This window comes from Streptomyces decoyicus, assembly GCF_019880305.1.
In the GTDB taxonomy this organism is placed as follows: Bacteria; Actinomycetota; Actinomycetes; order Streptomycetales; family Streptomycetaceae; genus Streptomyces; species Streptomyces decoyicus.
This window is the reverse complement of the sequence record NZ_CP082301.1, coordinates 2,761,992-2,788,201: the sequence shown is the minus strand read 5'-3', so window position 1 is coordinate 2,788,201 and position 26,210 is coordinate 2,761,992. Positions and strand designations below refer to the sequence as shown.

Genomic DNA, 26,210 nt, shown 5'->3' with positions numbered 1-26,210 from the left:
CGGCAGTGGGCAGTGAGGTCTCGGTTACTGGCATGCAAAGAGCCTGCGGTTTCGGAATATGCCGTGGGGAGCGGGAACTTATCGTGGTGTCCGCACCACCAGCCACGCCGACAGGGGGAGAAACGTGGCCTCGAACATTGCCGGCCAGGACACCGCGCGCCGACGACAGGAACTCCGCGACTTCCTGATGAGCCGCCGCGCCCGGGTCACCCCGGCCGAGGCGGGACTGCCCGACGGCGGCCGCCGCCGCACTCCGGGACTGCGCCGCGAGGAGGTCGCCGTCCTCGCCGGGGTCGGTGCCTCCTGGTACCAGTGGCTGGAGCAGGGCCGCGACATCACCGTCTCGCCGCAGGTGCTGGACGCGGTCGCCCGGGTGCTGCGGCTCAACGGCGCCGAGCGGCGGCATCTGTACGTCCTGGCCGGGCTGAACCCTCCGCAGCGGCAGGACGCCGAGGAACTGGGCCTCACCGATGTGTGCGCGGGCCTCCAGCGGCTGATCGACGCCTGGATGCCGTTCCCGGCGCACATCATGGACCCGTACTGGAACACCATCGCCCACAACGACGCGGCGCAGCTGGTGCTGGGCCACGGCCGCCCCGGCGTCTCGCCCAACTGCCTGATCGCGTTCTTCACCGACCCCGTCTACCGCGCGCGGGCCGCCAGCTGGGAGAGGAACGCCCCCATGGTCGTGGCCCAGTTCCGCGCCGCGTGCTCGGCGCGGCCCGGCGACGAGGGCTTCGACGCGGTCGTGCGCGAGGCCTCCGCGCTCAGTGCGGAATTCGCCGGGCTGTGGGGCCGCGGCGATGTCCAGGACGGCGGCACGCTGCACAAGGAGATGGACCACCCGCTCGTCGGTGCCCTGCTCTTCGAGACCACCCAGCTGCGGATCCCGGTCCGCCCCGACCTCAACATCGTGCTGCACAACCCGCGGCCCGGGACGGACACCGCGGCGAAGCTGGAGCGGCTCACTGCGGCGGGGGACCGGCGATGGGGGGCGCCGCGCGGGGGCGGAGCCGAGCGCGGGGGAGGGATGTACTCCGTCGCGGGCTGACCTCCCGCCGGGCGGCGGCCGGTCCTGCCGGCTGCTGCCCCTTTCCGCCGTCCCCGCCGCCCCGCATATGCTCGCCCGTATGAGCGAGACCGCACCGCTGGACCCGGAAGACCGCAAGATCATCACGCTCGCCCGCTCGGCGCGGGCCCGTAACGGCGTGCCCGAGGGCGCCGCCGTACGCGACGAGACCGGCCGCACGTACGTCGCCGGCACCGTCGCCCTGGAGTCGCTGAAGCTCAGCGCGCTGCAGACGGCCGTCGCCATGGCCGTCGCCAGCGGGGCCACGTCACTGGAGGCCGCGGCCCTCGTCACCGACGCCGAGCGCGCCACCGACGCGGACCGCGCGGCCGTACGGGACCTCGGCGGGCCTGCCACGCCCGTCCTGGTCGCGGGCCTCGACGGCACCCTGCGCAGCACCGTCCCGGCGGGCGGCGCACAGGGCTGAGTGCCGGAGCCGTAGGCACCGAGTGCCGGAGCCGTATGGCACCGAGTGCCGGAGTCGTACGACGGTGTACGGGCGGCCCACCGGTAGCGGCGGGCCGCCCCTGCCGTCCGGCCCCTGCCTTCCGTCCCCCTGCCGTCCGGCCCCGGACCGGACCCCGGGCCGGGGCGCTCCGGGGCACGGGTGGTCGGAGCCGGGCCCGGGATCGGGGAGAATGGGCCCCATGAGCGTTCGTACAGAGTCCTCCGCAGCGCACCGCGCCGGCTTCGCCTGCTTCGTGGGGCGCCCCAACGCGGGCAAGTCCACCCTCACGAACGCTCTCGTCGGCACGAAGGTGGCGATCACCTCCAACCGCCCCCAGACCACCCGCCACACGGTCCGCGGCATCGTGCACCGCCCCGAGGCGCAGCTGGTCCTCGTCGACACCCCGGGCCTGCACAAGCCGCGCACCCTGCTCGGCGAGCGGCTGAACGACGTCGTGCGGACCACGTGGTCCGAGGTGGACGTCATCGGCTTCTGTCTGCCCGCCGACCAGAAGCTCGGCCCCGGCGACCGCTACATCGCGACCGAGCTGGCCGGCATCAAGAAGACCCCCAAGGTCGCCATCGTCACCAAGACCGACCTGGTCGACTCCAAGGCGCTGGCCGCCCAGCTGATCGCCATCGACCAGCTCGGCCAGGAGCTGGGCATCGAGTGGGCCGAGATCATCCCGGTCTCGGCGGTCGGCGACACCCAGGTGTCGCTCCTCGCCGACCTCCTCGTGCCGATGCTCCCGGAGAGCCCGCCGCTCTACCCCGAGGGCGATCTCACCGACGAGCCCGAGCAGGTCATGGTCGGCGAGCTGATCCGCGAGGCCGCGCTGGAGGGCGTCCGCGACGAACTGCCGCACTCCATCGCGGTGGTCGTCGAGGAGATGCTCCCGCGCGAGGACCGCCCGGCCGACAAGCCCCTCCTGGACATCCACGCGAATGTCTACATCGAGCGCCCCAGCCAGAAGGGGATCATCATCGGCCCCAAGGGCAAGCGCCTGAAGGAGGTCGGCACCAAGTCCCGCAAGCACATCGAGGCACTGCTCGGCACGCCGGTCTTCCTGGATCTGCACGTCAAGGTCGCCAAGGACTGGCAGCGCGACCCGAAGCAGCTGCGCAAACTGGGCTTCTGAGCCCGGTCCCGGCTCCCGGCCCGGCCGGCCGGTGCGTGTCCCAGGGAGACACCCCTAGGGGAGACACCCCCTACGGCACGCCCCGGATCCTGCGCACCAGCAGCGCCCCCACCAGCCCCACCGCGGCCGCGACGGCATACAGCATCCGGTAGCCGCCGAGGTGGTGCACGAGCGGCGCGGCCAGCGCGGGGGCGGCCACTTGCGGCAGCGAGTTGGCGATGTTGATGACGCCCATGTCCTTGCCGCGGTGGGCGGCGGCCGGCAGCACATCCGTCATCAGCGCGAAGTCGACGGAGGTGAAGACGCCGAACCCCACCCCGAGCAGCGCCGCGGCACACAGGGCCCCCGCCCAGGTCTGCCATCCGGCCAGCAGCCCGGTCGCCACCGTCATGATCACCCCGGACCACAGCACGAACGGCTGCCGCCGCCCGACCCGGTCCGACCAGAAGCCCCCGACGACGACCGTGCCCAGCAGCGTCACGCCATTGACGGCGGTCAGCACCAGCACCCCGCCACCCGGGTCAGGGCGGTGCAGCACATCCCGCAGGTAGTACAGCAAATACAGCAGGGCCAGCGCGTTGCCGAGATTGATCAGGAACCGGGTCAGCCAGGCCCACCCCAGGTCGGGATGGCGGCGCGGGCTGATCCAGAACCCGGCGAGCAGGGCCCGCCCGCTCAGTGCCGGGCGCCGCTCGGCCGGCAGCACCGGATCCCGGTGCAGCAGCACATACGGCAGGGTGCCCAGCACCGCGAAACCGGCGCAGGCGAGATAGCCCGCGGCCACTCCGCCGGCGGCCGTCGCCAGGCCCGTACCGGTCAGCACGCCCAGGATCTGCGCGGCTCCCAGCCAGCCGCCGACCGCCCCGCGCTGCCGGTGCGGCACCCGGTCGGGCACCGCCGCCGTGATCGCCGCGAACGCCGCATTGAGGGTGAGCTGCACCAGACACCACCCCAGCGCCATCACCGGCACCGTGTCCGCCCCGGCCAGCAGCACGAACGCGCCGGCCCCGCCCGCGACCCCTGCGACGATCCACGGCGTACGCCGCCCGAACCGCGAGGTCGTACGGTCCGACAGCGCCCCGAACAGCGGGCTGGACACCATCGAGACGACGGCCCCCATCCCCGTCACCCACGCCAGCACCGACTCCTTCGGTGAGCCCGGCGGCGCGAGCTCCGCGGCCTGGAGGGCGAGCAGTATCTGCAGCGGCCCGTACCACCCGGCCCAGATCGCCCCGTTGGCGACCGACAGCGCGGCGGTCCAGCCCCGCCCGACCTGCTCCGACGGCTCCGCCAGCGCTTCCGGAGCCGCGGGCCCGCTCATCCCCGGGCCTGCTCCCGCAGCACATCCCGCAGCCAGTGGTACGAGGCCTTGGGCGTCCGCGCCAAGGTCGCGTAGTCGACATGCACCAGACCGAACCGCCGGGCGTACCCCTCCGCCCACTCGAAGTTGTCCGTCAACGACCACACGAAGTACCCGCGGACATCGGCCCCGGACGCCATTGCCGCATGCAACGCCCGCAGATGCCCGTCCAGGAACGCGATCCGCTCCGCGTCCTCAACCCCCTCGTACGAGCAGCCGTTCTCGGTGATCACGACGGGCGGCAGCCGGTCCCCGTACCGTTCCCGGAACGTCACCAGCAGCTCGGTCAGCGCCTCCGGCACCACCGGCCAGCCGAAATCGGTCCGCGGATACCCCTCGATCTCCCGCGGCGCGAAGGGGAGTTCGGGCGGCAGCCGGATCCCGCCGAAGTCGGCCGCCCCGGCACCGTCCGCTCCGGGGGCACCCACCAGCGTCGGCTGGTAGTAGTTGATCCCGTATCGGTCCAGCGGCTGCGAGATGACCTTCAGGTCCTCGGCGACCGGCCCCGGCAGCAGCGCCGCCAGCTCCTCGTCCGGATAGCGCCCCAGCAGCACCGGCTCCGCGAACAGCCGGTTGAGCAGCAGGTCGTAGAGACCGGCCGCCTCGGTGTCGGCCTCCGACGGACTCGCCCGCCACGTCGGGCCGTGCGAGTTGGCGATCCCGATGTTCGTCGCCCCACGGGCCCGCAGCGCCTGCACGGCCAGCCCGTGCCCCAGCAGCTGATGGTGCGCCGCCGGCAGCGCCTCGAACAGAAGCTGCCGCCCCGGGGCATGCTGCCCCAGCCCGTAACCCAGCAAGGTCACCTCGGCGGGCTCGTTGAGGGTGATCCAGTGCTCCACCCGGTCCCCGAGCCGCCCCGCCACCACGTCCGCATACGCCGCGAAGCGCTCGGCGGTCTCCCGTACGAGCCAGCCGCCGCGCTCCTCCAGCGCCTGCGGTGTATCCCAGTGGAACAGCGTCGGCACGGGCGCGATCCCCGCCGCCAGCAAGGCGTCCACCAGCCGGTCGTAGAAGTCCAGCCCGGCCTCGTTGACCGGACCGTCCCCGTCCGGCACCACCCGCGGCCAGGCCACCGAGAAGCGGTACGCCCCGGCCCCGAGCTCCTCGAGCAGCCCCACGTCCTCGCGGTAGCGGTGGTAGTGGTCGGTCGCCACCCGGGCGTCCGACCCGTCCTTGATCCGCCCGGCCTCCGCCGCGAAGACATCCCATACGGACCGTCCCCGCCCGTCCTCCGCCACCGCCCCCTCGATCTGGGCGGCGGAGGTGGACACCCCCCACAGGAAGTCGCGGGGGAAGCGGGGCAGGGGCAGGGGGGAGACCGGCACCGTTGTCATGGGCCGGATCTTTGTGACCGCCGGTAACAGTGTCAAGAGGCGGGAACCGGCGGGCAGTTGGGCATGCCGGAGCCCCGGGCCCGGCGTGCGGTGGGGCGCGGGAGGGCGCCCCGGCCGCTACGACCCTTCCTTCATCACCTTGGTGATCAGCGTCCGCTGCTCGTCCGTGAGCCGCGGATCGGAGCAGTACACCGTCCGGCCGTCGACCGTGATCTGGTAGCTGAAGCCGTCCGGCACTCCGACGGGGGGCTCGGTGCGGGCGGTGGCGACGGCGTCCTTGGCCAGGGACTGCCAGTCTTCGGCGTCAGGGCGGCCCGAGGTGTCGACCTCGGCGCGGCGGTCGACGCCCGCAAAGCCACCGGTGCGGTGAATGTGAATGCGCATAACGGACTCCTCCGACGTCTCCGACGGACTTCTACCCCGTACGGCCACGCTAACCGTGCGCGGGGCGGGCGCGCCTGTCGGCAGCGCCCGCACCGCGGACCTCGTGGCGCCGCTACTTCGGGGTCACACCGACCTGTGTCCAGGCCTTGACCATCGCCTCGTGCTCGGCGCCGGCGCCGAAGCGGGCCTCGGCGGCCTTGATGGTGAGGGCGGCGAAGTCGGCGAACTGGGCGTTCGCGGTGAGCTTGCCGCCGGTCAGGACGTCGTACCAGACCTGCCCCGCCCGCTCCCAGGCCTTGCCGCCGAGGGCGGTGGCGGCCAGGTAGAAGGCATGGTTGGGGATACCGGAGTTGATGTGGACGCCGCCGTTGTCGTCGGTCGTGCGGACATAGCCCTTCATCGTGGCGGGCTGCGGGTCCTTGCCGAGGACATCGTCGTCGTAGGCGGTGCCGGGGGCCTTCATCGAGCGCAGCGCCTTGCCGGTGACGTTCGGGCCCAGGAGGTCGGCGCCGATCAGCCAGTCGGCCTGGGCGGCGGTGTGCCCGAGGGCGTACTGCTTGATCAGCACGCCGAAGACATCGGAGACGGACTCGTTGAGGGCGCCGGGCTGGCCCTCGTAGGTGAGGTTGGCGGTGTACTGCGTGACGCCGTGGGTCAGCTCGTGGCCGATGACGTCGACGGGGATGGTGAAGTCCTTGAACAGGTCGTTGTCGCCGTCGCCGAAGACCATCCGCTCGCCGTCCCAGAAGGCGTTGTCGTACTTCCGGCCATAGTGGACGGTCGCGTTGAGCGGCAGGCCGGCGCCGTCGATGGACTTGCGGCCGTAGATCTTGAGGTAGAGCTCGAAGGTGGCGCCGAGTCCGGCGTGGGCGCGGTTGACGGAGGCGTCCTTGACGGGGGCGTCCGACTCCCCGTGCACCTTGTGACCGGGCAGGTTCTCCCGGTGGCGGGCGTCGTAGATGGTGCGGTTGGGCTTGTCGGGGGCGGCGCCGGGCTCGCCGGGGGTGAGGCCGCCGGCGGCGGCGATCTCGCGCCGCTGGACGCGCCGTGCGTGGTCGTGCTCCAGGGTGCGGCGGGCGGGCTCGTGCCGTTCCGGGTCGTCGGACCGGGCGAGGTTGTCGAGGATGTGCGGCGGGATGATCGTGCAGAACACGGGGGTGTGGCGGGTGGCGGGATCTGACGGTGCGTCGTTGAGGTCCATGGACAAACGGTGGCACTGTGTAACTCAACTGTCACTGCCTGCGGCCGAAATTCCCGAAAAAGTGTGGTTGGTCGCATTTGGGTAACAACATGCGTCCGGTCCCGCATACTGATACGCGACCGCCATACAGGGCGTACCTCGGCTAAGGTGCTGTGCATCATGCGTTTCGGGCTGCTTCTCCTTAGCTGCCGCGGCGAGGGCCTGTAGTCGTAGGCCGACCCCCTCCCCGCGGAGTTCGGTGTTGCGATCTTTTCGCCCCGTCGGCCTCTCCCTGACTCCCCGGAGCAGGGAGGACCCCCAGCGGACATACGAGGAGCCCCACGCACCATGACGAATCCGTCGACCCCCGCAGGCCATGCCGTCGGCCGGCCCACCCCGGTCACCAACGCGACGCAGCTCCAGCAGCCCTCCGGGATGCCCGTCCACCGGTACGGCCGCTACGAATCCGTCGACATCCCCGACCGGACGTGGCCGGACAACCGCATCACCGTCGCGCCCCGCTGGCTGTCGACCGACCTGCGGGACGGCAACCAGGCGCTGATCGACCCGATGTCGCCGGCCCGCAAGCGCGAGATGTTCGATCTGCTGGTCCGCATGGGATACAAGGAGATCGAGGTCGGATTCCCGTCCTCCGGTGAGACGGACTTCGCGTTCGTCCGCTCGATCATCGAAGAGGGCGCGATCCCCGAGGACGTGACGATCTCCGTCCTGACGCAGGCCCGCGAGGAACTGATCGAGCGCACCGTCGAGTCGCTGCGCGGCGCCCACCGCGCCACGGTCCACCTGTACAACGCCACCGCGCCCACCTTCCGCCGGGTCGTCTTCCGCGGCTCGAAGGAGCAGGTCAAGCAGATCGCCGTGGACGGCACCCGGCTGGTCATGGAGTACGCCGACAAGATCCTGGGCGACGAGACGATCTTCGGCTACCAGTACAGCCCGGAGATCTTCACCGACACCGAGCTGGACTTCGCGCTGGAGGTCTGTGAGGCGGTGTGTGACGTCTGGCAGCCCGAGGAGGGCCGCGAGATCATCCTGAACCTGCCCGCCACCGTCGAGCGCTCCACGCCCTCCACGCACGCGGACCGCTTCGAGTGGATGTCGCGCCACCTGACCCGGCGCGAGCACGTATGCCTGTCCGTGCACCCGCACAACGACCGGGGCACCGCCGTCGCCGCCGCCGAGCTGGCGATCATGGCGGGCGCCGACCGTATCGAGGGCTGCCTGTTCGGGCAGGGCGAGCGCACCGGCAACGTCGACCTGGTGACGCTGGGCATGAACCTGTTCTCCCAGGGCGTCGACCCGCAGATCGACTTCTCGCAGATCGACGAGATCCGTCGCACGAGCGAGTACTGCAACCAGATGGAGATCCACCCGCGCCACCCCTACGCGGGCGATCTGGTCTACACCGCCTTCTCCGGCTCCCACCAGGACGCCATCAAGAAGGGCTTCGACGCCATGGAGGCCGAGGCCACCGCCGCCGGCAGGACCGTGGACGACATCGAGTGGGCGGTCCCGTACCTGCCCATCGACCCCAAGGACGTGGGCCGCTCCTACGAGGCCGTCATCCGCGTCAACTCGCAGTCCGGCAAGGGCGGTATCGCCTACGTCCTGAAGAACGACCACAAGCTGGACCTGCCGCGCCGGATGCAGATCGAGTTCTCCCGGATCATCCAGGAGAAGACCGACACCGAGGGCGGCGAGATCACGCCCACCGCCATCTGGTCGGCCTTCCAGGACGAGTACCTGCCCAACCCCCAGAACCCGTGGGGCCGCATCCAGGTCAAGAACGGCCAGACCACCACCGACAAGGACGGCATCGACACCCTCACCGTCGAGGCCGAGGTGGACGGTGCGGAGACGGTCCTGGTCGGCACCGGCAACGGCCCGATCTCCGCGTTCTTCCACGCGCTCCAGGGCATCGGCGTCGACGCGCGGCTGCTGGACTACCAGGAGCACACCATGAGCGAGGGCGCCTCCGCGCTGGCCGCCTCGTACATCGAGTGCGCGATCGGCGACAAGGTGCTGTGGGGCATCGGCATCGACGCCAACACCACGCGCGCCTCGCTGAAGGCCGTCGTCTCCGCCGTCAACCGCGCGGGTCGCTGACCCGGCAGACGCCTCCCGTCGCGCCCCCGCAGCTCGCACGAGCCGCGGGGGTGCGCCGTTGTGCGGCGCCGCCACCTGAACGTGGGGTTTGAAGTCGACAGATGTCACTGTGTGTAATCGTCTTGGTACTTTTGGTGATGAGCGCCGCTCGGACAGGCCCCGGCGCGCACACCAAGGACGTGCAGATGACCAGACTTCGCATGCCCGCACTCTCCCGGCTGGCTCTGGCCGGAGCGGCCGCGCTTGCCGTGGTGGCGTCGGCCCTCGCGCCGGCGACGACCGCGGCACCGGCCCGGGCGGCCGACCGCCCGGAGTATGTCGCGCTCGGCGACTCGTACAGCGCCGGAGTGTTCGTCCGCCCCTGGGACGCCGAGGACGGCTGCGGCCGCTCGTACCGCAACTACCCCCACCAGGTTGCGGAGCGGTTCGGTTACCACCTCAGGGATGTGACCTGCGGAGCGGCCGAGGTCGTCGACGGGATCCTGGAGCCCCAACCGTCCGACAAGATCCTCGGGCCGCCGACGATCCCGCCCGAGGGAGGCTGGCCCGAGCTGCCCCCGCAGCTGGAAGCCCTGTCCGCGGACACCGACTTCGTCACCGTCGGCATCGGCGGCAACTCCCTCGGCTTCGGGTCCGTCCTGGCCAAGTGCCTCGAACTCGGGCTCACCCAGCCCCTGAAGACCAAGCCCTGTACCGACCACTACACCGGCGGCGGGGCGGGGGCGGACTGGCTACAGGACCGCTTCGACCGGCTCGACGCCGACTTCGGCCGCATGATGACGGCGATCCACGCGGCCGCGCCGCACGCCGAGGTCGCCGTCGTCGGCTATCCGGCCATCGTCCCGGACAACTCCGGCTGCACCTTCCTGCACTGGAACCAGCTCGGCAGCGTCAAGAAGGGCGATATGCCCTGGCTCGACGGGGTCGAACGGCGCCTGAACGACCTGCTGCACCGGCACGCAGGACACCAGAACGCGACCTATGTCGACACCTACGGGCCCAGCGTGGGCCACGGCGTCTGCCGGAGCGGCGAGACGAAGTGGATGTACGGGATCAGGGACAACCTCACCGGTGACGGCGACCAGACCGACCCGCCGACGGAACTGTGCAACGACATCCCCGGCACCGGCGAGGCCTGCACCCTGGTCCACCCCAACGCCCGCGGACTGGACAACCAGGCACGGGAAGTGGCCAAGGTCCTCCAGCACGGCCGGAGTACGCCCCCCGGGCTGTTGACGCCCCCGCAAGACTGACGCCCTCGGACCGTTGCTGACCCCGCACGGCCGGTGACCTCGGCCGACGGGCGGCGGCCGGGCCCCCTCAGCGCGCCGGCCGGGCCTGCCCGCGCCCTTCGGGGCGGGCAGGGTCCTTCGGCATCCGGCCAGTTGTCCGGTACGAGGTGCTGACGTCGCATCACGGATGTGGCTAACATCACGTCCCATACGGCGATGGGGCCATGGGGTTACCTCCCCTGCCCTGAGGGCTATGGAGGGCTGACGTGATGCACAAGATGTGTGTGATGGGCGTGCGCACGTCCTGGCGTACCGTCGCCGACGGCGAGTTCTTCTGCCCGGACTGCGGCGGGGACCGCAACTACCTCCGCAGGACCGGCCGTCGCCGCCTCACCCTCCTCGGCGTCCCGCTTCTCTCCCGCGGCGCCGCCGGCCCGGTCCTGGAGTGTTCCGCCTGCCGCGGCCACTTCGGCCCGGACGCCCTCGACCACCCGACCACCGTCCGTTTCTCCGCGATGCTCAGGGACGCCGTCCACACCGTCACCCTCGCGCTGCTGGCCGCCGGCGGCACCTCCTCCCGCGCGGTCCGTGAGACCGCCGTCGACACGGTCCGCGCGGCGGGCTTCGCGGACTGCTCCGAGGACGAACTGCTGACCCTGCTCGCCGCCCTCGCCGCCGACACCGGCCGGCTGACCGGCACCTACGACGCGGTGACCGGCGGCCACTGCGGCCACCAGGGCCTGGACCCGTGCGGCACCGCGCTGGCCATAGAGCTCCACGAGGCGCTGGAGCCGCTCGCCCCGCATCTCGCCCCCGCCGGCCGCGAACTGCTCCTCCTCCAGGGCGCGCGCATCGCTCTCGCCGACGGTTCCTACACGCCCGCGGAGCGCGAGGTGCTGAGCACGGTCGGCGGCGCGCTCATGCTCCGCCCCGCCGACACGAACCGGTTGCTGGCGGCGGCACGCACCCCGTCCTGAGGCCGTGGTCCGGCCGGCTGGACGCGTCGGCACCTACGTGACCGGCCCCGGGAGGCGCAAGCTGCGCAGGCGTCGGAAAGACCCGGCGCGGGCGTCGGAAAGACCCCGCCACCACAGCAGGGTGACGGGGTCGTGTTCCGCGCGCGGACGGGCCGGTTCAGCCCGACGTCAGACGCACCGGCAGGCTGCGCAAGCCGCCCGATATGAAGCCTCCCGTGGGCTCCAACTCACCCGACGGCACGGCCAGTTGAAGATCCGGGAAGCGGGCGAAGAGGGCCGGGAGGGCGATCCGGGCCTCCATACGGGCCAGCGGGGCGCCCAGGCAGTGGTGGACGCCGTGGCCGAAGGCGAGGTGCTCCTGGCGGGTGCGCCGGATGTCGAATTCCGCTGCCGCCTCGCCGTGGAACTCGGGGTCACGGCCGGCCGCGGCGTACGCCGGGAGGATCGCCTCGCCCTTGCGGATGGTGGGGCCGCCCGGGAGGTCGATGTCCGCCACCGCGAACCGGAGGGGGAGGGCGGCGATGCTGGGAGCCCAGCGCAGCGTCTCCTCGATGACGTCGTTCCAGGGCACCTCGCCCGACCGCACCATCTTCAGCTGCTCGGGGTGGGTGAGCAGGGCGTGCACGGCGTTTCCGAGGAGGTCGACGGTGGTCTCGTGGCCGGCCCCGATGACGAGGAGGAGGGTGTCGAGCAGCTCCTGCTCGGTCATCCGCTCGCCCTCGTCGTCCCGCGCGGAGACCAGGAGGCTCGTCAGGTCGTCGGCCGGGTTCTCGCGCTTGGCGGCGACCAGGCCGGACAGCAGCGCATGGACGGCCGCGGCGGTGGCACCGGCCTGCTCCGGGGTGGCCGTGGTGTCCATGATGGCCGCGACGAGGCGGGCGAGTTCGGCGCGCTGCTCGCCCTCCGGGAAGCCGAACAGCTCGCAGATGACCTGCATGGGCAGCGGATGGCTGAAACGGGCCCGCAGGTCCACGGGCTCGCCCGCGGGGTGCGCGGCCAGGCCGTCCAGGAGGGCCGTGGTGATGGCCTCCACGCGCGGGAGCATGGCGTCGGTGCGGCGGGCCGTGAACGCCGGGGCGATCAGCTTGCGCAGCCGCCGGTGGTCGGCGCCGTACGCGGTGAACATGTTCGTGACGCCGATCCAGGACTGGAGCCAGCTGCTGCGGATCTCCTCGCGCTGCCACAGGGGCCAGTGCTCCCGCGGGTTCTTGGAGACCCGGTCGTCGGTCAGCAGCTGCTTGAGGAGGGTGTGGCTGGTGACCGACCAGGCCTCGATGCCGCCGGGGAGCTCGGTCCGCGTCGCCGGGCCTAGTGCGCGGAGGCGGGCTGCCTCTCCGTGGATGTCGCTTCCGACCGGGTCGATGACGTAGGGCTGCTGTCCCTGTTGTGCCATGGAGTGGCTCCTGCCTGGTCGGGGGTGATCGGGGTGAAACGGGCCGGGAGCGCGGCCAGAGCCCGGTGGAAGGCGCCGTTGCGCCACTGCAACTCGCGGGCGTCCACGGCGAGTTCGATGTCGGAGAGCCAGGCGGTGAGCCGCTCGATCGCGGTGGTGGCGATCAGCAGCGCATGCCGCTTCACGGGGCAGGCGTGCGGGCCGGCCGCCCAGGCGAGGTGCGAACCGCCGCCCGAGCCCGGTGTCCCGGTGTCGAACTGGCTGTTGGCGGCCGCGTACGACACCATCACCAGCTGCCCCTTGCGCACCCAGGTGCCGTGGAAGAAGACGTCACGGACCGGGAAGTGCGCGGAGTAGTTGGTCAGCGGCGGGTCGTTCCACAGCACCTCGTTGATGGCGTCGTGCGCGGTCAGCGCGCCGCCGGAGAGGGTGTTGTAGTAGCGGTCGTCGGAGAGCATCCGCGACAGCGCGTTGCCGATGAGGTTGGCGAGCGGCTCGTTGCCCGCGCCCATCGTGAGGATGATGTTGTGGATCAGCTCCTCGTCGTTGAGCGCATTGGGGTGGTCCATGAACCAGGAGGTGAGGTCCAGCCCCCGCTCGGCCTTCTTCGAGCCGACCAGCTCCATGATGTAGTTGGTGTACGCCTCGTTGGCGGCCGCGGCCTCCTCGGGGGAGGTGCCGTCCAGCATCCCCGCGATGGCCTCGATGAGCCGGTCGCTGTAGGAGTCGGGCATCCCGAAGAGGTTGTTGAACATCAGCAGCGGGATCAGCCGCGCGTAGTCGGCGATCAGGTCGACCTCGCCGTGCGCGCCGAAGCGCTGGATCAGGGTGTCCGCGGCGTGGTGCACGCGGGCGCGCAGCTCGTGCGGCTCGACGAGCCGGAAGCTGTCGACGATGACGTCCCGGTAGCGGACGTGCGCCGGCCCGTCGGTCCAGAAGACGTTGGGGCGCCACATCAGCATCGGCATGACCGGGGTGTCCGGCGGGACGGTCGTCATCCACTCCCGGGAGTCCTTGGACCAGGTGGCGTCGTCGTGCAGCAGGTCGAGGGCCGCCCGGTAGTCGGTGACCAGCATCGCGGTCACCTCCGGCGCGATCTCGACCGGCGCCAGCGCACCGTACTGCCGCAACTCGGCGTAGAAGCGGTGCGGGTCGGCGGCGAAGTCCGGTCCGTAGAGCTTCACCGGCGTCTGTGCGTCGGGCTGGGCCGGTGCCTGCTGGTACGGGGTGGCGGCGTGCGCCGGGCAGCCCGGTGGCGGTGCGGCTCCCGGCTGGTGCGGGGAAGTCACGGGTTCGGGTTCTCCTCGGGGGTGTGGGCCAGGACATGCCCGACGAGCGCGATCAGCGCGTCGACGGACTGCTCCCGGTCGCGGGCGTCACACAGCACCAACGGCGTCTCGGGGTGCAGATCGAGCGCCTCGCGCAGCTTTTCGACGTCGTACTGGGGCGCGTCGGGGAAGGTGTTGACCGCGACCGCGTAGCGCAGCCCGGCCTCCTCGACGATGTCCATCACCTCGAAGGAGTCCGCCAGCCGACGGGTGTCGGCGAGGACGAGGGCGCCCAGTGCGCCGCGGGCGATGTCCTGCCACAGGGGACGGAACCGTTTCTGCCCGGGGGTGCCGAACAGGTACAGCACCAGGTCCCCCGGCAGGGTCAGCCGCCCGAAGTCGATGGCGACGGTGGTGGTGGTCTTCTCCCGGACGCCGGCGAGATCGTCGACGATCGCGCCGGTCTGGGTCATGACCTCTTCGGTGTGCAGCGGCGGGGTTTCGGACAGCGCACGGATGAGCGTGGTCTTGCCGACCCCGAACGGTCCCGCCACCAGGAGCTTGACCAGTGTCTGGTTCTCGCCGGAGAGGTACATGTTGCCGGTGCTCGCGCCGGTGCCGGGGCTAGGACTTGAGAGAGCGGAGTCCATCGAGAACCCTCTCCAGGATCTGTCGGTCGAATTGCTCGGCTTCGGGAATGGGGACACGGGCGTGCAGCCGCCCGGCATCGACAAGGTCGGCCACCAGCACCTTCACCACGCTCACCGGCAGGTGAAGGTGGGCGGCGACCTCCGCCAGAGACAGCGCCCCGGGCTCCAGGAGCTCCAGGATGCGGTGCTCCTCCGGGCGTACCTCACTGGTGATCGGCATCCCCACGCCGTGCAGCAGGGTGAGCCGGTCCAACGTGTTGCGGCTGGGCTGGGCGCGTCCCCCGGTCGCCAGATAGGCCGGAACGAGGCGCCTGCCGCTGCTCTGGCGCGGGGTCATGCCGGGTTACCGAGGTCCCGGGCCCGGCTGTTCATGACCTTGTTGCCCAGGGTCGTCACCTGGACCTGCATGTGGTGGGCGACGACGCCCATGTTCACCTCCGGGCCGGCGAAGACGGCGAGGCAGGTGTTCTCGCCGGCCGGTATCGCGAAGACGAAGCCCTCATCGGACTCGATCACGGTCTGCCGCAGCCTGGTGTCGTCCTTCTCGGCGAACGCCGCGGTCACGGCACGTCCCGCGCCCTGGAGCGCGGACATCATCGCGGCGACACCCTCGGCGGAGTCACGCTTGAGGCCCGGCGAGGCGCCCTCGATGAATCCATCGCCGGAGATGACGGCTGCGTGAATAACATGCGGCAACTCCAGGAGGGGCGCCAACACCCAGGACTTGTCCTCGGCGACGCGGCGGCGGGTGGGGCTGTTCATGACTGAGCGTTCCCTTCGGGACTGCGAGGGGGTTCTGACTGGGCGGCTGCCCGGCCGGATTCGGTACCGCGCTGGAGCGCGGCCCAACGGGATCCGGTCTCCTCCGGGGAGCGCGGGGGAAGCGAGTCGGTGCGCTCGGCACTCTCGTCGAGTTCGGAGACGGGCTTGCGGCGGCGCCGGCGCGGCAGTTCGCCTTCGGCCGGCTGGGCGGGCGCCTCGTAGGAGGCGGCGGACGGCGCGGCGGGCGCGGGGGACGCGGCGGGTGCGGAGGCCGCCGGGGGCGGCGTCGTGGCGCCGGTCGGCAGCGCGGAGCGGGACCGCTCCGGCATCCCGGAACGGTGCGGCAGGGGGGCCATCACGGACATCGGCTGGGTGCTCTCGTCGAGGACGGTGAGAAGGGGGTCACCCGGGATGTACACGACCGCACGGACGCCGCCGTACGGCGACGGCTCGACATGCACCCCGAAGCCGTACTGACGCACCAGCTGGCCGGCCGCCGCGAACCCGGACCGCGGCGGGTCGCCGAGCTGGGTGAGCAGCAGGCTGTCGTCACCCGACAGCAGCTCCATCGCGGCCTTGATCTCGTCGTCGTGCATACCGACGCCGTAGTCGTCGACGATGACCGAGGCGCCGCGGTTGCCCTGCTGGAGGGTGATGGTGACGGGCAGTTCACGGTGCGAGTGGTGCAGCGCGTTGGCCAGCAGCTCGGTCACGGTGATCGCGATCGGCTCCACGGCCCGCGCGACCACGGCGACCGGGTCGCGCAGCTGGTTGCTGACCTGCACCCGCTCGTAGCCGCGCAGCCGGGAGGTGGCGCCGACGACCAGCTCGGCGAGGTAGGAGTCCTCCCGGGTGAGCCCCGGCCAGGCGCCGCAGACGACACCGGTGGCCTGGATACGCCGCAGCGCCTGTTCGTTGAGGAAGTCGGCGTTCAGCAGGTCCTGGGCGACGCTCGGGTCGTCGTAGCGGTGCTGCATCTCCTGAAGCGCCGTCTGGAGCTGGTAGAGCAGCGCCTGGATGGTGGTGGTCGCGCCGCGGAGGGTGGACTGCGCGGCGGCGTCGACGCGCGCCCGCTCCTTGGTGATCGCGTCGCTGACCTGCTCCAGTACGGCGCTCAGCGCGTGGTCGGTCTCCGTCCCGGCGAACCGGGCGTCCTTCAGACCCGGTACCGGCACATGGGGGTGGGCCAGCGCCAGCGTCAGGTCGGGGAGCCTGGTACCGGCCAGGTGCCGGATCTCGGCCTCGGTGGCGCGCAGCCGGGCCGACAGCTCCGTATTGCTGTGGAGCGTGGCGCTGTTCTGTTCCTCAGCGGCGGACAGGCGCGTTCTCAGGCCGGCGCGCTGTCCGCGCGCGCGGATCGAGAGCGCCGCCAGGACCACGGCGGCGGCCGTACCTGCGCTGAGGCACCACAACAGCGCCTCCGGTATGGATGTCATCGAGATCCTCAATTGGGGTACTGACTGGGTCGGCCGGCCATCACGGCGTCGTGCTGCCGATCATCACGGGATGCTACCGGGCAGTTGACGTGCCGTGAGGGCCACTTCCCATGGGGGACTGAGAAGTACGGAAGGTCGTCTTCCGCCCGCGATGACCCGGACCATAACGTGATGTGGCCCCGTCATCCAGTGGGATGGCGGGGCCTTTGTGTGACTGGTGTGAACGCCTGGTGAAAGCGAGTCAGGCGGCCGGAAATTGACCGTCTTTGACGGCGTGGATGAAGGTGGACCAGCCGGTGGCCGGGAAGACCAGGGCGGGGCCGTGGGGAGCTTTGCTGTCGCGGACGGGGACGACGCCGGGGTGGGCGTCGGAGACCTCGACGCAGCTGCCGCCGTTGCCATCGCTGTAGCTGCTCTTGCGCCACTGGGCGGTGCTCAGGTCGAACTCGCGCATCGTCTGTAGTCCTCCGCCGCCGACTCGATCAGGGCCAGGGACGCCTCCGGCGACAGCGCGGCGGCCCTGACCAGATCGTAGCCCTCCCGCACCCGCATCACTACGGCCGGATCGTCCAGCAGATTCCCCGAATACACGCCCTCTGTATAGGCGGTTGGTGGGGCATCCTCGAACTCCATGAGCGTCAGCATGCGACCCATGAGCGGATACGCGCCGGCTGCGAACGGGAGAACCTGCATCAGGATCTTCCGCTCGCGCGCGAGCCGCGCGATGTGCTCCAGTTGCCCGGCCATGACGGCGGGTCCACCGACCGGCACGCGTAGCACCGCCTCGTGCAGCACTGCCCAATACAAGGGCCGCCTAGTGTCCTTGAGGATCACCGCACGGTCGAGTCGGGCACGGACCTTGTCCTCGATGTACTCCTCCGTCGCGAGCGGATTGTTCGCAAGCGTGAGCACCCGCGCGTAGCCCGCCGTCTGCAGCAGCCCCGGCACGATCATCGACTCGAAGTCGCAGATCTTCGTCGCCAGCCGTTCCAGCTCCGCTGCTGCCGCGAAATAATCCGCGTAGCGCTGGTCGTCGATCAGCTTTCGCCAGGTCCGCTCGAAAAAACCGTCGGTTTGTAGAACTCCGTCGATCCGAACCGCCACATCCAACTGCGGCTTCCTGATCGCCTGCTCGAACTGGCCGACGTAGCCGCCTGAGACGAACACCTGTCGTCCCAATGCTTCCTGGGTTAAGCCGGATTCTTCCCGGCGGCGCTTGAGCTCCGCGCCCCAGTATTCCCAGGCCGCTTGTCGCGAGGCATTGGCCATAACCTAACTCCTTTGTGCTGCGCGGCAGTTGTAGCGCCGATCTCCTTGCCCAGCCTAGTTCCGCACCGTCACGCTCTGAATGCGAACAGTGAAACCCTCCACGGAAAGTACGGACGATCATGAAGCAGCCCAAGGAAGTGGAAACCGTGACGACGGAATTGCGGGAAGCCCTCGCCCGCGTAGGAGTGGTGCTGCCGTCGCTGCACCCCGACCCCGTCTCGTACGCGCATCGGTACCTCCCGCCGCTCGTGGAACTGGGGTGCTGCACGATGGACGTCGCCCGGCGGCTGACCGCGGCGCTCGCCGAGTCCTCGCCGGCGCCCGGCGAGCCTTCGCCGCCCCGGCAGGACACCGTCGCGGAGCGCCTGAGGATCGCGACTGCCTACGTCAACGCGCGCAGCCGGGGCGAGCGGGCCTGAGGGACACCCGCCCCCGCCCATGCGCGAGAATGGCGCCATGAGTCTGTTCCGCGACGACGGCATCGTGCTGCGCACCCAGAAGCTGGGTGAGGCGGACCGGATCATCACGCTGCTCACCCGGAGCCACGGCCGGGTCCGTGCGGTGGCCCGCGGCGTGCGGCGGACGAAATCGAAGTTCGGGGCGCGGCTGGAGCCGTTCTCGCACGTCGATGTGCAGTTCCATGCGCGCGGCAGCGAGCTGATCGGGCGCGGGCTGCCGCTGTGTACGCAGAGCGAGACGATCGCCGCGTACGGCGGCGGCATCGTCACCGACTACGCCCGCTACACGGCCGGGACGGCCATGCTGGAGACCGCCGAGCGGTTCACCGACCACGAGGGCGAGCCCGCCGTGCAGCAGTATCTGCTGCTGGTCGGCGGGCTGCGGACGCTGGCCCGCGGTGAGCACGAGCCGCATCTGGTGCTGGACGCCTTTTTGCTGCGCTCGCTCGCCGTCAACGGCTACGCGCCGAGTTTCGACAGCTGTGCACGGTGCGGGCTGCCCGGTCCCAACCGGTTCTTCTCCGTGGGGGCGGGCGGTGTGACCTGCGGTGACTGCCGGGTGCCGGGGAGCGTCGTACCCTCCTCTGAGGCCATCGGGCTCCTGAGTGCGCTGCTGACCGGCGACTGGGAGACCGCGGACGCCTGTGAGGCCCGTCATGTCCGGGAGGGCAGCGGACTCGTCGCGGCGTATCTGCACTGGCATTTGGAGCGGGGCCTGCGTTCCCTCCGGTATGTAGAGAAATAGCGAAAACGACCCTCAAGACAAAACGCCCCTCAAGACACATAGGAGACGTGGGCCGCATGGCACGACGCGGGATTCTGGGCCGCAATCGACGCGAGTACGAGGCGCCCGAGCTGCACCCTTCCGGTGCGCGGCCGCCGAAGATCCCCGGTGAGCTCGTCCCGAACCATGTGGCGGTCGTCATGGACGGCAACGGCCGGTGGGCCAAGGAGCGCGGGCTGCCGCGCACCGAGGGCCACAAGGTCGGCGAGGGCGTCGTCATGGACGTCCTCAAGGGCTGCATCGAAATGGGCGTGAAGAATCTTTCGCTGTACGCCTTCTCGACGGAGAACTGGAAGCGGTCCCCCGACGAGGTCCGCTTCCTGATGAACTTCAACCGCGATGTGATCCGGCGGCGCCGCGACGAAATGGACGCGCTGGGAATTCGTATCCGGTGGGTCGGCCGGATGCCGAAGCTGTGGAAGTCCGTGGTGCAGGAGCTCCAGATCGCCCAGGAGCAGACCAAGGACAATGACGCCATGACGCTGTATTTCTGCGTGAATTACGGCGGGCGGGCCGAGATCGCGGATGCGGCGGCGGCCATCGCGGCGGATGTGCGGGCCGGAAAGCTGGACCCGTCGAAGGTGAACGAGAAGACCGTCGCGAAGTACATGTACTACCCGGACATGCCGGACGTGGATCTCTTTGTGCGGCCGTCGGGTGAGCAGCGGACCTCGAATTACCTGATCTGGCAGAGCGCCTATGCCGAGATGGTCTTCCAGGACATTCTGTGGCCGGACTTCGACCGGCGGAATCTGTGGCAGGCCTGCCTGGAGTACGCGAAGCGCGACCGCCGGTTCGGGGCGGCGCCGGAGGCGGAAGGCCAGTCCGCGAAGTAGGCGGAAGGCCGGTCCGCGACGTAAGGCGGCCCGGGGGAGTGCATGCGGAGGGCCCGGCGGCGTTCGTACTGAACGCCGCCGGGCTCTTCCCGTGCAGGCCCTGCCCCGTCAGGAGTGCCAGATCTCGCGGAGGTGCGAGACGGCGCCGGAGCCGTTCACGGTGACCTCGTAGATGTCTCCCGAGCAGGCGAGCGGCGGCTCGACCTGGTCGTGCCGCAGGCAGGCGGAGAGGTGCCGGGTCAGCTCGGCGACGGTCACCGTGCGGTGGCCGGTCGCGCCGGTGCTCAGCTCGGCCGTGGCCCCCGGGGCCAGCGACCGGCGGGCGGCCTTCCCCGTTCCCGCATACCCGCCGCCGTTGGGGTCACAGGCGAACTTCGCCTCCCGGACGGAGAGCGCGCCGTGCGACGGCGCGGCCATGACCTGCATCATCCGGGGTCCCTTGGCCAACTTGCCGGGCGTGCAGTCGGAGGTCGGCTCCGGGTCGATCGGCAGGTCCTTCACGGGCGAGGCCGAGGCGGAAGCGGGGGCTGAGGGGGCCGGCGAGCCGGACGGTGTGGCCGCCGGGGACGAGGCGGCCGGCGCGGACGAGGCGGTCGCCTCCGGGGAGGCGTCCGTGTCCGCACCCTTGCAGGAGGTGAGCGTGGCCAGTGCCGCGGCACATGCGGCTGCGGTGAGCAGGCGGCGGGTGAACATGCAGGCGTTCTCTCTCGTGTGCGGGGCAGAGCGGGGCAGGGCGGGGTTGAGGGGCCGGCTTTCGGACCGGGGCTGAGGGGCCGGCCCGGACCGGGCTGCGGGCCGGCTCGGACCGGGCTGCGGTGCCAGGCGCCCGCAGCCCCGGGCGGCTCCGTCGGTCGCGTCCTAGAGGCCGTTGCGGCGGTAGGGCACGTACGGCTGGCCGATCGACCTTTCGTGCGCGGCGTCGCCGGAGTAGTACGGGTACGGGATGACGTGCGAGACGGTGCCCTGGGAGCCGTTGTCCTCCAGGGCGATGTACTTGGTGTGCTCCTTGTCGGCCCAGCCGCCGAAGAGGACGGTGTGATCACCGGCGATCAGGGCGTCGCCCGGCTGGAGGTCGTCCTTGGTGATCACGTGGGCGGTGTCGTTGCCCATCAGGCCGTAGGTGTTCAGACCCGGAGGCTGAAGGCCCCAGGCGGCGGAGACGAACCCCGAGCAGTCGTCCCGGTAGCCGTTGGTGGTGGCCGACTGGCTGTAGCCGATCCGGTGCTCCACCCGCTCCAGGGCGCGGTCGATGATGTCCTTGCGCTCGCCCGGCAGACCGGAGGTGTCGGGCGCGGTCTCGACGCCGGCACCGGTGGTCGTGTGGTGCTTGCCCGGCGACCAGGCGTCCCAGTCGCCCTTCGTCTCCCACTTGCCGTCGCCGTGCCCCTCGGTGGGGGCCGGGCCGGTGCCGCCGCTCCCTCCGGCGGAGCCGCCGGTGCCGCCACCGCCGCCGCCACCACCGCCGTTGCCGCCGCCACCGGAGCCGCCGCCGGTGTGTCCGGGGGAGTGGGGGGCCTCGTGCTTCTTCCGGTGCTTGATCTTCTTCAGTTCATCTTCGATCTTCTTCTCATTGGCCTCGTACTCGGCCTTGACCTTCTTGATCTTCTCGGCGTCGCCCGCCAGCTCCTCGAGCAGCTTCTTCTTGTTCTCCTCGAGGCGCTCGCTCACCTCGGCGATGTCCTTCACGTCCGCGAGCACCTGGTAGGCGATGCCGAAACCGGGGAGCTGCGCGAGCGGAGCCGTCGCGAGGTCGATCCCCGCGGCCGTGACCAGCGTCTTCTTGATCTCCCCCAGCTGCTGGTTCAGCTCCAGCATCCGCCGGCTGACCGCGCGCCAGTCCTTCTCGATCTTGGCGAGTTCCGCCATCTCCACGCCGAACGTGTCGCCTGCCATCCGTACAACCCCCGTGATTGTGAGGGACCGCGAAGAGCCGGCATGCCGAGGAGGTATCGCGGTCTGAAAGCCTCGGGCTCCGCGGATGGGGAGCCCGGTGAATGTGGAGCCCGGTGAAGACGGTGCCCGGTGAAGACGAAGCCCGGTGAAGGGTGAACTCCTCGGGCGCAGCGCCCCGGACGGAACTGACGTTGTGTCAGTAGACCTGGGACAGCCGGGTGACCGACGTGCCCAGCGTGGAGAGGTCGTCGGAGATCTTGTTCATCTCCTTGACGCGGCCGTGCGCGACGGTGACGAAGGCGTCGGATGCCGGACCGTGCCAAGTGAGGTGGCCCAGAGTGGAGTTGATCTCCTTGGTCAGGCCGTCCAGCTCGGTGCTCAGCTTCTTCAGCTCGGCCGCGATCTTCTGCAGATCGGCCTCGCCGCCGCCGAACATCTGGGTCAGTACCCAGTGCGCGATCTCGGCCGGCGCCATCATGACGTCCTTGCCGATCTCGACCACGTCGCCGACCAGCTTCGTGCCGTCGTCCCAGAGTTCTCCGAGAACGCCCATTTTCTCCCCCGTGGTATGCGCGTAGAGCCACGCTGATGCCGCGTCAAGGCTAGCACCAGCGTGTACCTGACAGTTGTTCCCGGGAACAGGTCGGGCGAGGATGACCACCGCAGATCCGGCGAAGGTGACGACCGCGGGTCCGGCGAAGGTGACGACCGCGGGTCCGGCGAAGACGACGCCCGCGGGTCCGGGCAGACGGAAGGGCCGCCTCCATGCGAAGGCGGCCCTCCGTGTGCCTGCTGTGACTGCTGCTACTGCTGTTCCGCGGTCTGCTGGGCCGCGCACTCCCCGCACGTTCCGAAGATCTCGATGGTGTGCGCGACGTCCTGGAAGCCGTGCTCCGTGGCGATCTGGTCGGCCCACTTCTCCACCGCGGGGCCCTCGACCTCGACGGCCTTGCCGCAGGCCCGGCACACCAGATGGTGGTGGTGATCGTCGGTGCTGCACCGGCGGTAGACGGCCTCGCCCTCGCTGGTGCGCAGCACATCGACCTCACCGGCGTCGGCGAGGGACTGGAGTGTCCGGTAGACCGTGGTCAGCCCGACCGAGTCGCCCTTGTGCTTGAGCATGTCGTGCAGCTCTTGCGCACTGCGGAACTCGTCGACCTCGTCGAGTGCGGCCGACACCGCGGTCCGCTGTCGCGTCGACCGGCCGCGTACCGGAGATCCCGCGCTCGTCGCCACCGTTGCCTCCCTAGAACGTCAGGACTTCCCCCTGCACGTGCGTCCCGCCATTGTGCCAGGTGATGACCGGCCCACCGGGGGGACGCTTACGCGTACAGCTGTCTGCCGAAAGCTACCCGCCGCCACCTCGCCACCCGCGTTCATCCGGCCACGCTCACGTCGTCCGTGGCGGTGGGGCCGCCGGGTACCTCCAGGGTGCACCCCTTGGCGTCCTCTGCGGCAGTCCTGGCGCGCTTTTTCGCGAGCGGCGCGGCGAGCGCCGTGAAGAGGACGAACAGGGCGATGGCGAACAGCACGATCGTGGCGCCGGACGGCACGTCCACGTAGTACGAGGTGGCGGTGCCCGTAAGAGTGACCGCGACACCGATCGCGACGGCCACCGCGAAGGTGACCGCGAAGCTGCGGCTGATCTGCTGTGCGGCCGCTACCGGGATCACCATCAGGGCGCTGACCAGCAGCAGCCCGACGACGCGCATGGCGACGGTGACGGTGACCGCGGCGGTGACGGCGACCAGCAGATTGAGCAGCCGCACCGGCAGGCCCGTCACCCGGGCGAACTCCTCATCCTGGCAGACGGCGAACAGCTGGCGGCGCAGCCCGATCGTGATCGCCAGTACCAGGGCCGCCAGGACGTAGATCGTGGTCATGTCCTGCGGGGAGACGGTGGTGATCGAGCCGAAGAGGTAGGTGCCGAGGTTGGCGTTGGAGCCGGCGTCGGAGAGGTTCATCAGCATCACACCGCCCGCCATGCCGCCGTAGAACAGCATGGCCAGCGCGAGGTCACCGCGGGTCTTGCCGTACCAGCGGATCAGCTCCATGACGACGGAGCCGGCGATGGCGACGGCGGTGGCGACCCACACCGGGCTGGTGTTGAGCAGAAAGCCGAGGCCGACGCCGGTGAGCGCGACATGGCCGATTCCGTCGCCCATCAGGGCCTGGCGGCGCTGGACGAGGTAGATGCCGATGGCGGGAGCGGTGACGCCGACGATCAGGGCGGCGATCAAGGCCCGCTGCATGAAGGCGTAGTTCAGGATTTCCATGTCGGTCGTCCTCGCAGAAGGGAGCCGGTGCTCGGGCGGTGGCGGGCCGGGGTGCGGGGGGCGTCCCCCGAGGAGCGCGGCATCAGCTCAGCAGCCCCGTCCGGATCGGTTCCGCGGCCGCATCGGCGTGCGGGTGGACATGGTCATGGCCGGGCAGCGCGTGCTGGCCCACGGCCTCGGGCGGCGGGCCGTCGTGGACGACGCAGCCGTCCCGCAGCACCACCGCGCGGTCGATCAGCGGCTCCAGCGGGCCCAGCTCGTGCAGGACGAGCAGGACCGTCGTGCCGCGGCCGACCTGTTCGCGCAGTGCGGAGGCGAGCACCTCCTGGCTGGCCAGGTCGACGCCGGCCATCGGCTCGTCCATGATCAGCAGCTCCGGTTCGCCGGCCAGCGCGCGGGCGATCAGCACCCGCTGGTGCTGTCCGCCGGAGAGCGCGTTGACGGAGTCCTTGGCCCGGTCCGCCATGCCGACCAGCTCCAGGGCGCGGTGCACCGCGGCCCGGTCGGCCTTGCGCAGGATGCCCAGTTTCGTACGGGCGAGCCGGCCGGCCGTGACGACCTCGCGGACGGTGGCGGGGACGCCGCCGGCCGCGGTGGTGCGCTGCGGTACGTACCCGATCCGGGCCCAGTCCCTGAACCGGCGGAACGGCGTACCGAAGAGGGACAGCTCGCCGCCGGTGAGCGGGACCTGGCCGATCACGGAGCGTACGGCGGTGGACTTGCCGGAGCCGTTGGCGCCGAGCAGGGCCACGACCTCGCCGGAGCGCACGGTCAGGTCGACGCCGCGCAGCACGGGGCGGGCTCCCAGGGAGGCGGTGGCCCCGTGCAGGTCGATGACCGGCTGGGCGGGCGACTGGTTCATGGTGACCTCCGTCACGTGCTGTGCGGTGTCCGTCACTTGTTGCCGAGCGCCTTCTGGAGCGCGGCGAGGTTGGCGTGCTGCACCTCGAAATAGTCCCGGCCGCGGGACTTGTCGTTGATGCCTTCCAGCGGGTCGAGGACATCGGTCTTCAGGTGCAGGTCACCGGCCAGGGCCTTGGCGGTGGCCGGGTTGGCGATCGTCTCGAAGAAGACCGTCGAGACGTGGTGCTTCTTCGCGAGGGTGTGCAGGTCCTTGATGCGGTGGGCGCTGGGCTCGGACTCGGGGTCGAGGCCGCTGATGGCCTCCTCGGTCAGGCCGTAGCGCTGGGCGAGATAGCCGAAGGCCGCGTGGGTGGTGAGGAAGGTGTCCGCGGACCGCTTCTCCAGCTTGTCCCGGAACTCCTTGTCCAGCCCGTCCAGCTTCTTCACCAGCGCATCGGTGTTCTTCTGGAAGTCGGCCTTGTGGGCCGGGTCCGCCTTGGCGAGGGTCTTGTTGACGCCCTTGGCGACCTCGGCGTACTTCACGGGGTCGAGCCAGATGTGGGGGTCGTTGCCGCCCTCGGCCTCGGAGTGCGAGTGGTTGTCGCCGGTGGTGTGGTGGTGGCCGTCGACCTCGGTGCCGTGCTTTGAGAGGGAGGTCAGCGAGGCGGCGTCGGCGACGTGCTTGTTGCCGGACTGCGCGACGGCGTCGTCCACGGCGGGCTGGAGGCCCTTGAGGTAGACGACCGCTCCGGACTCGCCCAGCTCGGCGGTCTGCCGCGGGCTGAGCTCCAGGTCATGCGGCTCGACACCCGGCTTGGTGAGGTCGGTCACCTCGACGTGCTCCCCGCCGATCTGCCGGGCGAGGAATTCCATGGGATAGAAGGACGCTGTCACCCGCAGCTTGCCGTCCTCGGTGCGGGCGCCGCCGGCGGGGGAGCAGGCGGACAGAGCCAGCAGGCCGAGCACCGAGACTCCGGCGAGGGCCGCGGTGGATATATGACGGCGTATGTTCATGACACTCATTTTCAACAAAGTTGGAAACGATTGTCAACAACGGGGAGGGTGGGTGTGAGCGGGGCGACAGTGGGCCGGA

General features: G+C 70.6%; 28 protein-coding genes. 9 read left to right on the top strand and 19 right to left on the bottom strand.

Translation table 11 applies throughout. The features are described from left to right. Window positions 1-124: 124 nt before the first annotated feature. The 3 genes from K7C20_RS12300 (at window position 125) to era (ending at window position 2,655) form a co-directional block, all read left to right on the top strand. The gene (locus tag K7C20_RS12300; protein WP_030085155.1) at window positions 125-1,051 is read left to right on the top strand and encodes a helix-turn-helix transcriptional regulator; all 927 of its coding nucleotides are present in this window, start codon (window positions 125-127) and stop codon (window positions 1,049-1,051) included. 79 nt (window positions 1,052-1,130) lie between these two features. Next, window positions 1,131-1,496 (top strand): cytidine deaminase, encoded by a 366-nt coding sequence (locus K7C20_RS12295; protein WP_030085157.1) that lies wholly within the window; start codon window positions 1,131-1,133, stop codon window positions 1,494-1,496. 211 nt (window positions 1,497-1,707) lie between these two features. Beyond that, the gene (gene era / locus K7C20_RS12290; RefSeq protein WP_400846956.1) at window positions 1,708-2,655 is read left to right on the top strand and encodes a GTPase Era; all 948 of its coding nucleotides are present in this window, start codon (window positions 1,708-1,710) and stop codon (window positions 2,653-2,655) included. Window positions 2,656-2,725: 70 nt separating this feature from the next. Here era and K7C20_RS12285 read toward each other — a convergent pair whose 3' ends face one another. From K7C20_RS12285 to K7C20_RS12270, 4 genes are all read right to left on the bottom strand, one after another. Next, window positions 2,726-3,976, bottom strand: a complete 1,251-nt coding sequence (locus K7C20_RS12285; protein WP_030085161.1) for an MFS transporter — start codon at window positions 3,974-3,976, stop codon at window positions 2,726-2,728. Next, window positions 3,973-5,349, bottom strand: a complete 1,377-nt coding sequence (locus K7C20_RS12280; protein ID WP_030085163.1) for a GH1 family beta-glucosidase — start codon at window positions 5,347-5,349, stop codon at window positions 3,973-3,975. Before K7C20_RS12280 ends, K7C20_RS12285 begins: the two co-directional genes overlap by 4 nt. 117 nt (window positions 5,350-5,466) lie before the next feature. Then, entirely contained in the window at window positions 5,467-5,733 is a 267-nt protein-coding gene (locus tag K7C20_RS12275; RefSeq protein ID WP_030085165.1) for a protealysin inhibitor emfourin, read from the bottom strand. Window positions 5,734-5,845: 112 nt separating this feature from the next. Then, window positions 5,846-6,934: a M4 family metallopeptidase gene (locus K7C20_RS12270; protein WP_048829886.1), complete on the bottom strand. Its 1,089-nt coding sequence runs from the start codon at window positions 6,932-6,934 to the stop codon at window positions 5,846-5,848. Window positions 6,935-7,261: 327 nt separating this feature from the next. On the opposite strand from K7C20_RS12270, the gene leuA reads away from it, so the two are divergent. The 3 genes from leuA (at window position 7,262) to K7C20_RS12255 (ending at window position 11,249) form a co-directional block, all read left to right on the top strand. Next, window positions 7,262-9,040 (top strand): 2-isopropylmalate synthase, encoded by a 1,779-nt coding sequence (gene leuA / locus K7C20_RS12265; RefSeq protein WP_030085169.1) that lies wholly within the window; start codon window positions 7,262-7,264, stop codon window positions 9,038-9,040. Between the two features lie 185 nt (window positions 9,041-9,225). Continuing rightward, window positions 9,226-10,293 (top strand): SGNH/GDSL hydrolase family protein, encoded by a 1,068-nt coding sequence (locus tag K7C20_RS12260; protein ID WP_245171624.1) that lies wholly within the window; start codon window positions 9,226-9,228, stop codon window positions 10,291-10,293. 248 nt (window positions 10,294-10,541) lie between these two features. Further along, window positions 10,542-11,249 (top strand): TerB family tellurite resistance protein, encoded by a 708-nt coding sequence (locus tag K7C20_RS12255; protein ID WP_053209985.1) that lies wholly within the window; start codon window positions 10,542-10,544, stop codon window positions 11,247-11,249. A gap of 157 nt (window positions 11,250-11,406) precedes the next feature. Here K7C20_RS12255 and K7C20_RS12250 read toward each other — a convergent pair whose 3' ends face one another. The 8 genes from K7C20_RS12250 to K7C20_RS12215 form a co-directional block, all read right to left on the bottom strand. Then, window positions 11,407-12,642 carry a cytochrome P450 family protein gene (locus K7C20_RS12250; protein WP_053209984.1) on the bottom strand — a complete coding sequence of 412 codons (1,236 nt, stop codon included), beginning with the start codon at window positions 12,640-12,642 and terminating at the stop codon, window positions 11,407-11,409. Further along, on the bottom strand, window positions 12,558-13,931 hold the full coding sequence (locus K7C20_RS12245; protein WP_048829888.1) for a cytochrome P450 family protein: 1,374 nt from the start codon (window positions 13,929-13,931) through the stop codon (window positions 12,558-12,560). The genes K7C20_RS12250 and K7C20_RS12245 overlap by 85 nt, the downstream gene beginning before the upstream one ends. After that, a complete protein-coding gene (locus K7C20_RS12240; protein WP_078889372.1) occupies window positions 13,928-14,506 on the bottom strand; it encodes a GTP-binding protein in 579 nt (192 codons plus the stop codon). Before K7C20_RS12240 ends, K7C20_RS12245 begins: the two co-directional genes overlap by 4 nt. A 28-nt stretch (window positions 14,507-14,534) precedes the next feature. Then, window positions 14,535-14,897, bottom strand: coding sequence for a DUF742 domain-containing protein (locus tag K7C20_RS12235; protein ID WP_030085183.1), 363 nt, complete (start codon window positions 14,895-14,897; stop codon window positions 14,535-14,537). After that, the gene (locus K7C20_RS12230) at window positions 14,894-15,322 is read right to left on the bottom strand and encodes a roadblock/LC7 domain-containing protein (RefSeq protein ID WP_030085185.1); all 429 of its coding nucleotides are present in this window, start codon (window positions 15,320-15,322) and stop codon (window positions 14,894-14,896) included. Before K7C20_RS12230 ends, K7C20_RS12235 begins: the two co-directional genes overlap by 4 nt. Continuing rightward, a complete protein-coding gene (locus K7C20_RS12225) occupies window positions 15,319-16,758 on the bottom strand; it encodes an ATP-binding protein (RefSeq protein ID WP_053209983.1) in 1,440 nt (479 codons plus the stop codon). The genes K7C20_RS12230 and K7C20_RS12225 overlap by 4 nt, the downstream gene beginning before the upstream one ends. Before the next feature lie 241 nt (window positions 16,759-16,999). Beyond that, complete coding sequence (locus tag K7C20_RS12220) at window positions 17,000-17,212, bottom strand: DUF397 domain-containing protein (protein WP_030085191.1); 213 nt, start codon at window positions 17,210-17,212, stop codon at window positions 17,000-17,002. Further along, window positions 17,194-18,027: a helix-turn-helix domain-containing protein gene (locus K7C20_RS12215; protein WP_030085193.1), complete on the bottom strand. Its 834-nt coding sequence runs from the start codon at window positions 18,025-18,027 to the stop codon at window positions 17,194-17,196. Before K7C20_RS12215 ends, K7C20_RS12220 begins: the two co-directional genes overlap by 19 nt. A gap of 119 nt (window positions 18,028-18,146) precedes the next feature. Between K7C20_RS12215 and K7C20_RS39265 the strand changes: the two genes are divergently transcribed. The 3 genes from K7C20_RS39265 to K7C20_RS12200 are packed head-to-tail and all read left to right on the top strand — an operon-like array spanning window position 18,147 to window position 20,105. Next, on the top strand, window positions 18,147-18,446 hold the full coding sequence (locus K7C20_RS39265) for a hypothetical protein (RefSeq protein ID WP_342452590.1): 300 nt from the start codon (window positions 18,147-18,149) through the stop codon (window positions 18,444-18,446). A gap of 37 nt (window positions 18,447-18,483) precedes the next feature. Further along, window positions 18,484-19,230 (top strand): DNA repair protein RecO, encoded by a 747-nt coding sequence (recO, locus tag K7C20_RS12205; protein ID WP_053209991.1) that lies wholly within the window; start codon window positions 18,484-18,486, stop codon window positions 19,228-19,230. A 56-nt stretch (window positions 19,231-19,286) separates the two neighbouring features. Then, complete coding sequence (locus K7C20_RS12200) at window positions 19,287-20,105, top strand: isoprenyl transferase (RefSeq protein ID WP_053209982.1); 819 nt, start codon at window positions 19,287-19,289, stop codon at window positions 20,103-20,105. A 108-nt stretch (window positions 20,106-20,213) separates the two neighbouring features. Here K7C20_RS12200 and K7C20_RS12195 read toward each other — a convergent pair whose 3' ends face one another. The 7 genes from K7C20_RS12195 to K7C20_RS12165 all read right to left on the bottom strand — a co-directional run bounded on the left by K7C20_RS12195 (window position 20,214) and on the right by K7C20_RS12165 (window position 26,131). Beyond that, on the bottom strand, window positions 20,214-20,798 hold the full coding sequence (locus tag K7C20_RS12195; RefSeq protein WP_160328760.1) for a hypothetical protein: 585 nt from the start codon (window positions 20,796-20,798) through the stop codon (window positions 20,214-20,216). A 165-nt stretch (window positions 20,799-20,963) separates the two neighbouring features. Beyond that, window positions 20,964-21,998 (bottom strand): coiled-coil domain-containing protein, encoded by a 1,035-nt coding sequence (locus K7C20_RS12190; RefSeq protein ID WP_053209981.1) that lies wholly within the window; start codon window positions 21,996-21,998, stop codon window positions 20,964-20,966. 196 nt (window positions 21,999-22,194) lie between these two features. Then, a complete protein-coding gene (locus K7C20_RS12185) occupies window positions 22,195-22,551 on the bottom strand; it encodes a WXG100 family type VII secretion target (RefSeq protein ID WP_030085211.1) in 357 nt (118 codons plus the stop codon). A 251-nt stretch (window positions 22,552-22,802) separates the two neighbouring features. Then, the gene (locus K7C20_RS12180; RefSeq protein WP_037839153.1) at window positions 22,803-23,234 is read right to left on the bottom strand and encodes a Fur family transcriptional regulator; all 432 of its coding nucleotides are present in this window, start codon (window positions 23,232-23,234) and stop codon (window positions 22,803-22,805) included. 140 nt (window positions 23,235-23,374) lie between these two features. Next, window positions 23,375-24,274, bottom strand: a complete 900-nt coding sequence (locus K7C20_RS12175) for a metal ABC transporter permease (protein WP_053209980.1) — start codon at window positions 24,272-24,274, stop codon at window positions 23,375-23,377. Between the two features lie 82 nt (window positions 24,275-24,356). Further along, the gene (locus K7C20_RS12170; RefSeq protein WP_030085219.1) at window positions 24,357-25,136 is read right to left on the bottom strand and encodes a metal ABC transporter ATP-binding protein; all 780 of its coding nucleotides are present in this window, start codon (window positions 25,134-25,136) and stop codon (window positions 24,357-24,359) included. Between the two features lie 32 nt (window positions 25,137-25,168). Next, window positions 25,169-26,131 (bottom strand): metal ABC transporter substrate-binding protein, encoded by a 963-nt coding sequence (locus K7C20_RS12165; protein WP_030085221.1) that lies wholly within the window; start codon window positions 26,129-26,131, stop codon window positions 25,169-25,171. Window positions 26,132-26,210: the final 79 nt, after the last annotated feature.

Bases quoted from the DNA above. Each gene is read 5' to 3' on its own strand.
- K7C20_RS12175 (WP_053209980.1), bottom strand. From the start codon at position 24,274: ATGGAAATCCTGAACTACGCCTTCATGCAGCGGGCCTTGATCGCCGCC.
- recO (WP_053209991.1), top strand. From the start codon at position 18,484: ATGAGTCTGTTCCGCGACGACGGCATCGTGCTGCGCACCCAGAAGCTG.
- K7C20_RS12255 (WP_053209985.1), top strand. From the start codon at position 10,542: ATGCACAAGATGTGTGTGATGGGCGTGCGCACGTCCTGGCGTACCGTC.
- K7C20_RS12270 (WP_048829886.1), bottom strand. From the start codon at position 6,934: ATGGACCTCAACGACGCACCGTCAGATCCCGCCACCCGCCACACCCCC.
- K7C20_RS12295 (WP_030085157.1), top strand. From the start codon at position 1,131: ATGAGCGAGACCGCACCGCTGGACCCGGAAGACCGCAAGATCATCACG.
- K7C20_RS12280 (WP_030085163.1), bottom strand. From the start codon at position 5,349: ATGACAACGGTGCCGGTCTCCCCCCTGCCCCTGCCCCGCTTCCCCCGC.
- K7C20_RS12200 (WP_053209982.1), top strand. From the start codon at position 19,287: ATGGCACGACGCGGGATTCTGGGCCGCAATCGACGCGAGTACGAGGCG.
- K7C20_RS12170 (WP_030085219.1), bottom strand. From the start codon at position 25,136: ATGAACCAGTCGCCCGCCCAGCCGGTCATCGACCTGCACGGGGCCACC.
- K7C20_RS12230 (WP_030085185.1), bottom strand. From the start codon at position 15,322: ATGAACAGCCCCACCCGCCGCCGCGTCGCCGAGGACAAGTCCTGGGTG.
- K7C20_RS12185 (WP_030085211.1), bottom strand. From the start codon at position 22,551: ATGGGCGTTCTCGGAGAACTCTGGGACGACGGCACGAAGCTGGTCGGC.
- K7C20_RS12195 (WP_160328760.1), bottom strand. From the start codon at position 20,798: ATGTTCACCCGCCGCCTGCTCACCGCAGCCGCATGTGCCGCGGCACTG.
- leuA (WP_030085169.1), top strand. From the start codon at position 7,262: ATGACGAATCCGTCGACCCCCGCAGGCCATGCCGTCGGCCGGCCCACC.
- era (WP_400846956.1), top strand. From the start codon at position 1,708: ATGGGCCCCATGAGCGTTCGTACAGAGTCCTCCGCAGCGCACCGCGCC.
- K7C20_RS12285 (WP_030085161.1), bottom strand. From the start codon at position 3,976: ATGAGCGGGCCCGCGGCTCCGGAAGCGCTGGCGGAGCCGTCGGAGCAG.
- K7C20_RS12225 (WP_053209983.1), bottom strand. From the start codon at position 16,758: ATGACATCCATACCGGAGGCGCTGTTGTGGTGCCTCAGCGCAGGTACG.
- K7C20_RS12260 (WP_245171624.1), top strand. From the start codon at position 9,226: ATGACCAGACTTCGCATGCCCGCACTCTCCCGGCTGGCTCTGGCCGGA.
- K7C20_RS12240 (WP_078889372.1), bottom strand. From the start codon at position 14,506: ATGTACCTCTCCGGCGAGAACCAGACACTGGTCAAGCTCCTGGTGGCG.
- K7C20_RS39265 (WP_342452590.1), top strand. From the start codon at position 18,147: ATGAAGCAGCCCAAGGAAGTGGAAACCGTGACGACGGAATTGCGGGAA.
- K7C20_RS12220 (WP_030085191.1), bottom strand. From the start codon at position 17,212: ATGCGCGAGTTCGACCTGAGCACCGCCCAGTGGCGCAAGAGCAGCTAC.
- K7C20_RS12235 (WP_030085183.1), bottom strand. From the start codon at position 14,897: ATGACCCCGCGCCAGAGCAGCGGCAGGCGCCTCGTTCCGGCCTATCTG.
- K7C20_RS12215 (WP_030085193.1), bottom strand. From the start codon at position 18,027: ATGGCCAATGCCTCGCGACAAGCGGCCTGGGAATACTGGGGCGCGGAG.
- K7C20_RS12190 (WP_053209981.1), bottom strand. From the start codon at position 21,998: ATGGCAGGCGACACGTTCGGCGTGGAGATGGCGGAACTCGCCAAGATC.
- K7C20_RS12250 (WP_053209984.1), bottom strand. From the start codon at position 12,642: ATGGCACAACAGGGACAGCAGCCCTACGTCATCGACCCGGTCGGAAGC.
- K7C20_RS12275 (WP_030085165.1), bottom strand. From the start codon at position 5,733: ATGCGCATTCACATTCACCGCACCGGTGGCTTTGCGGGCGTCGACCGC.
- K7C20_RS12165 (WP_030085221.1), bottom strand. From the start codon at position 26,131: ATGAACATACGCCGTCATATATCCACCGCGGCCCTCGCCGGAGTCTCG.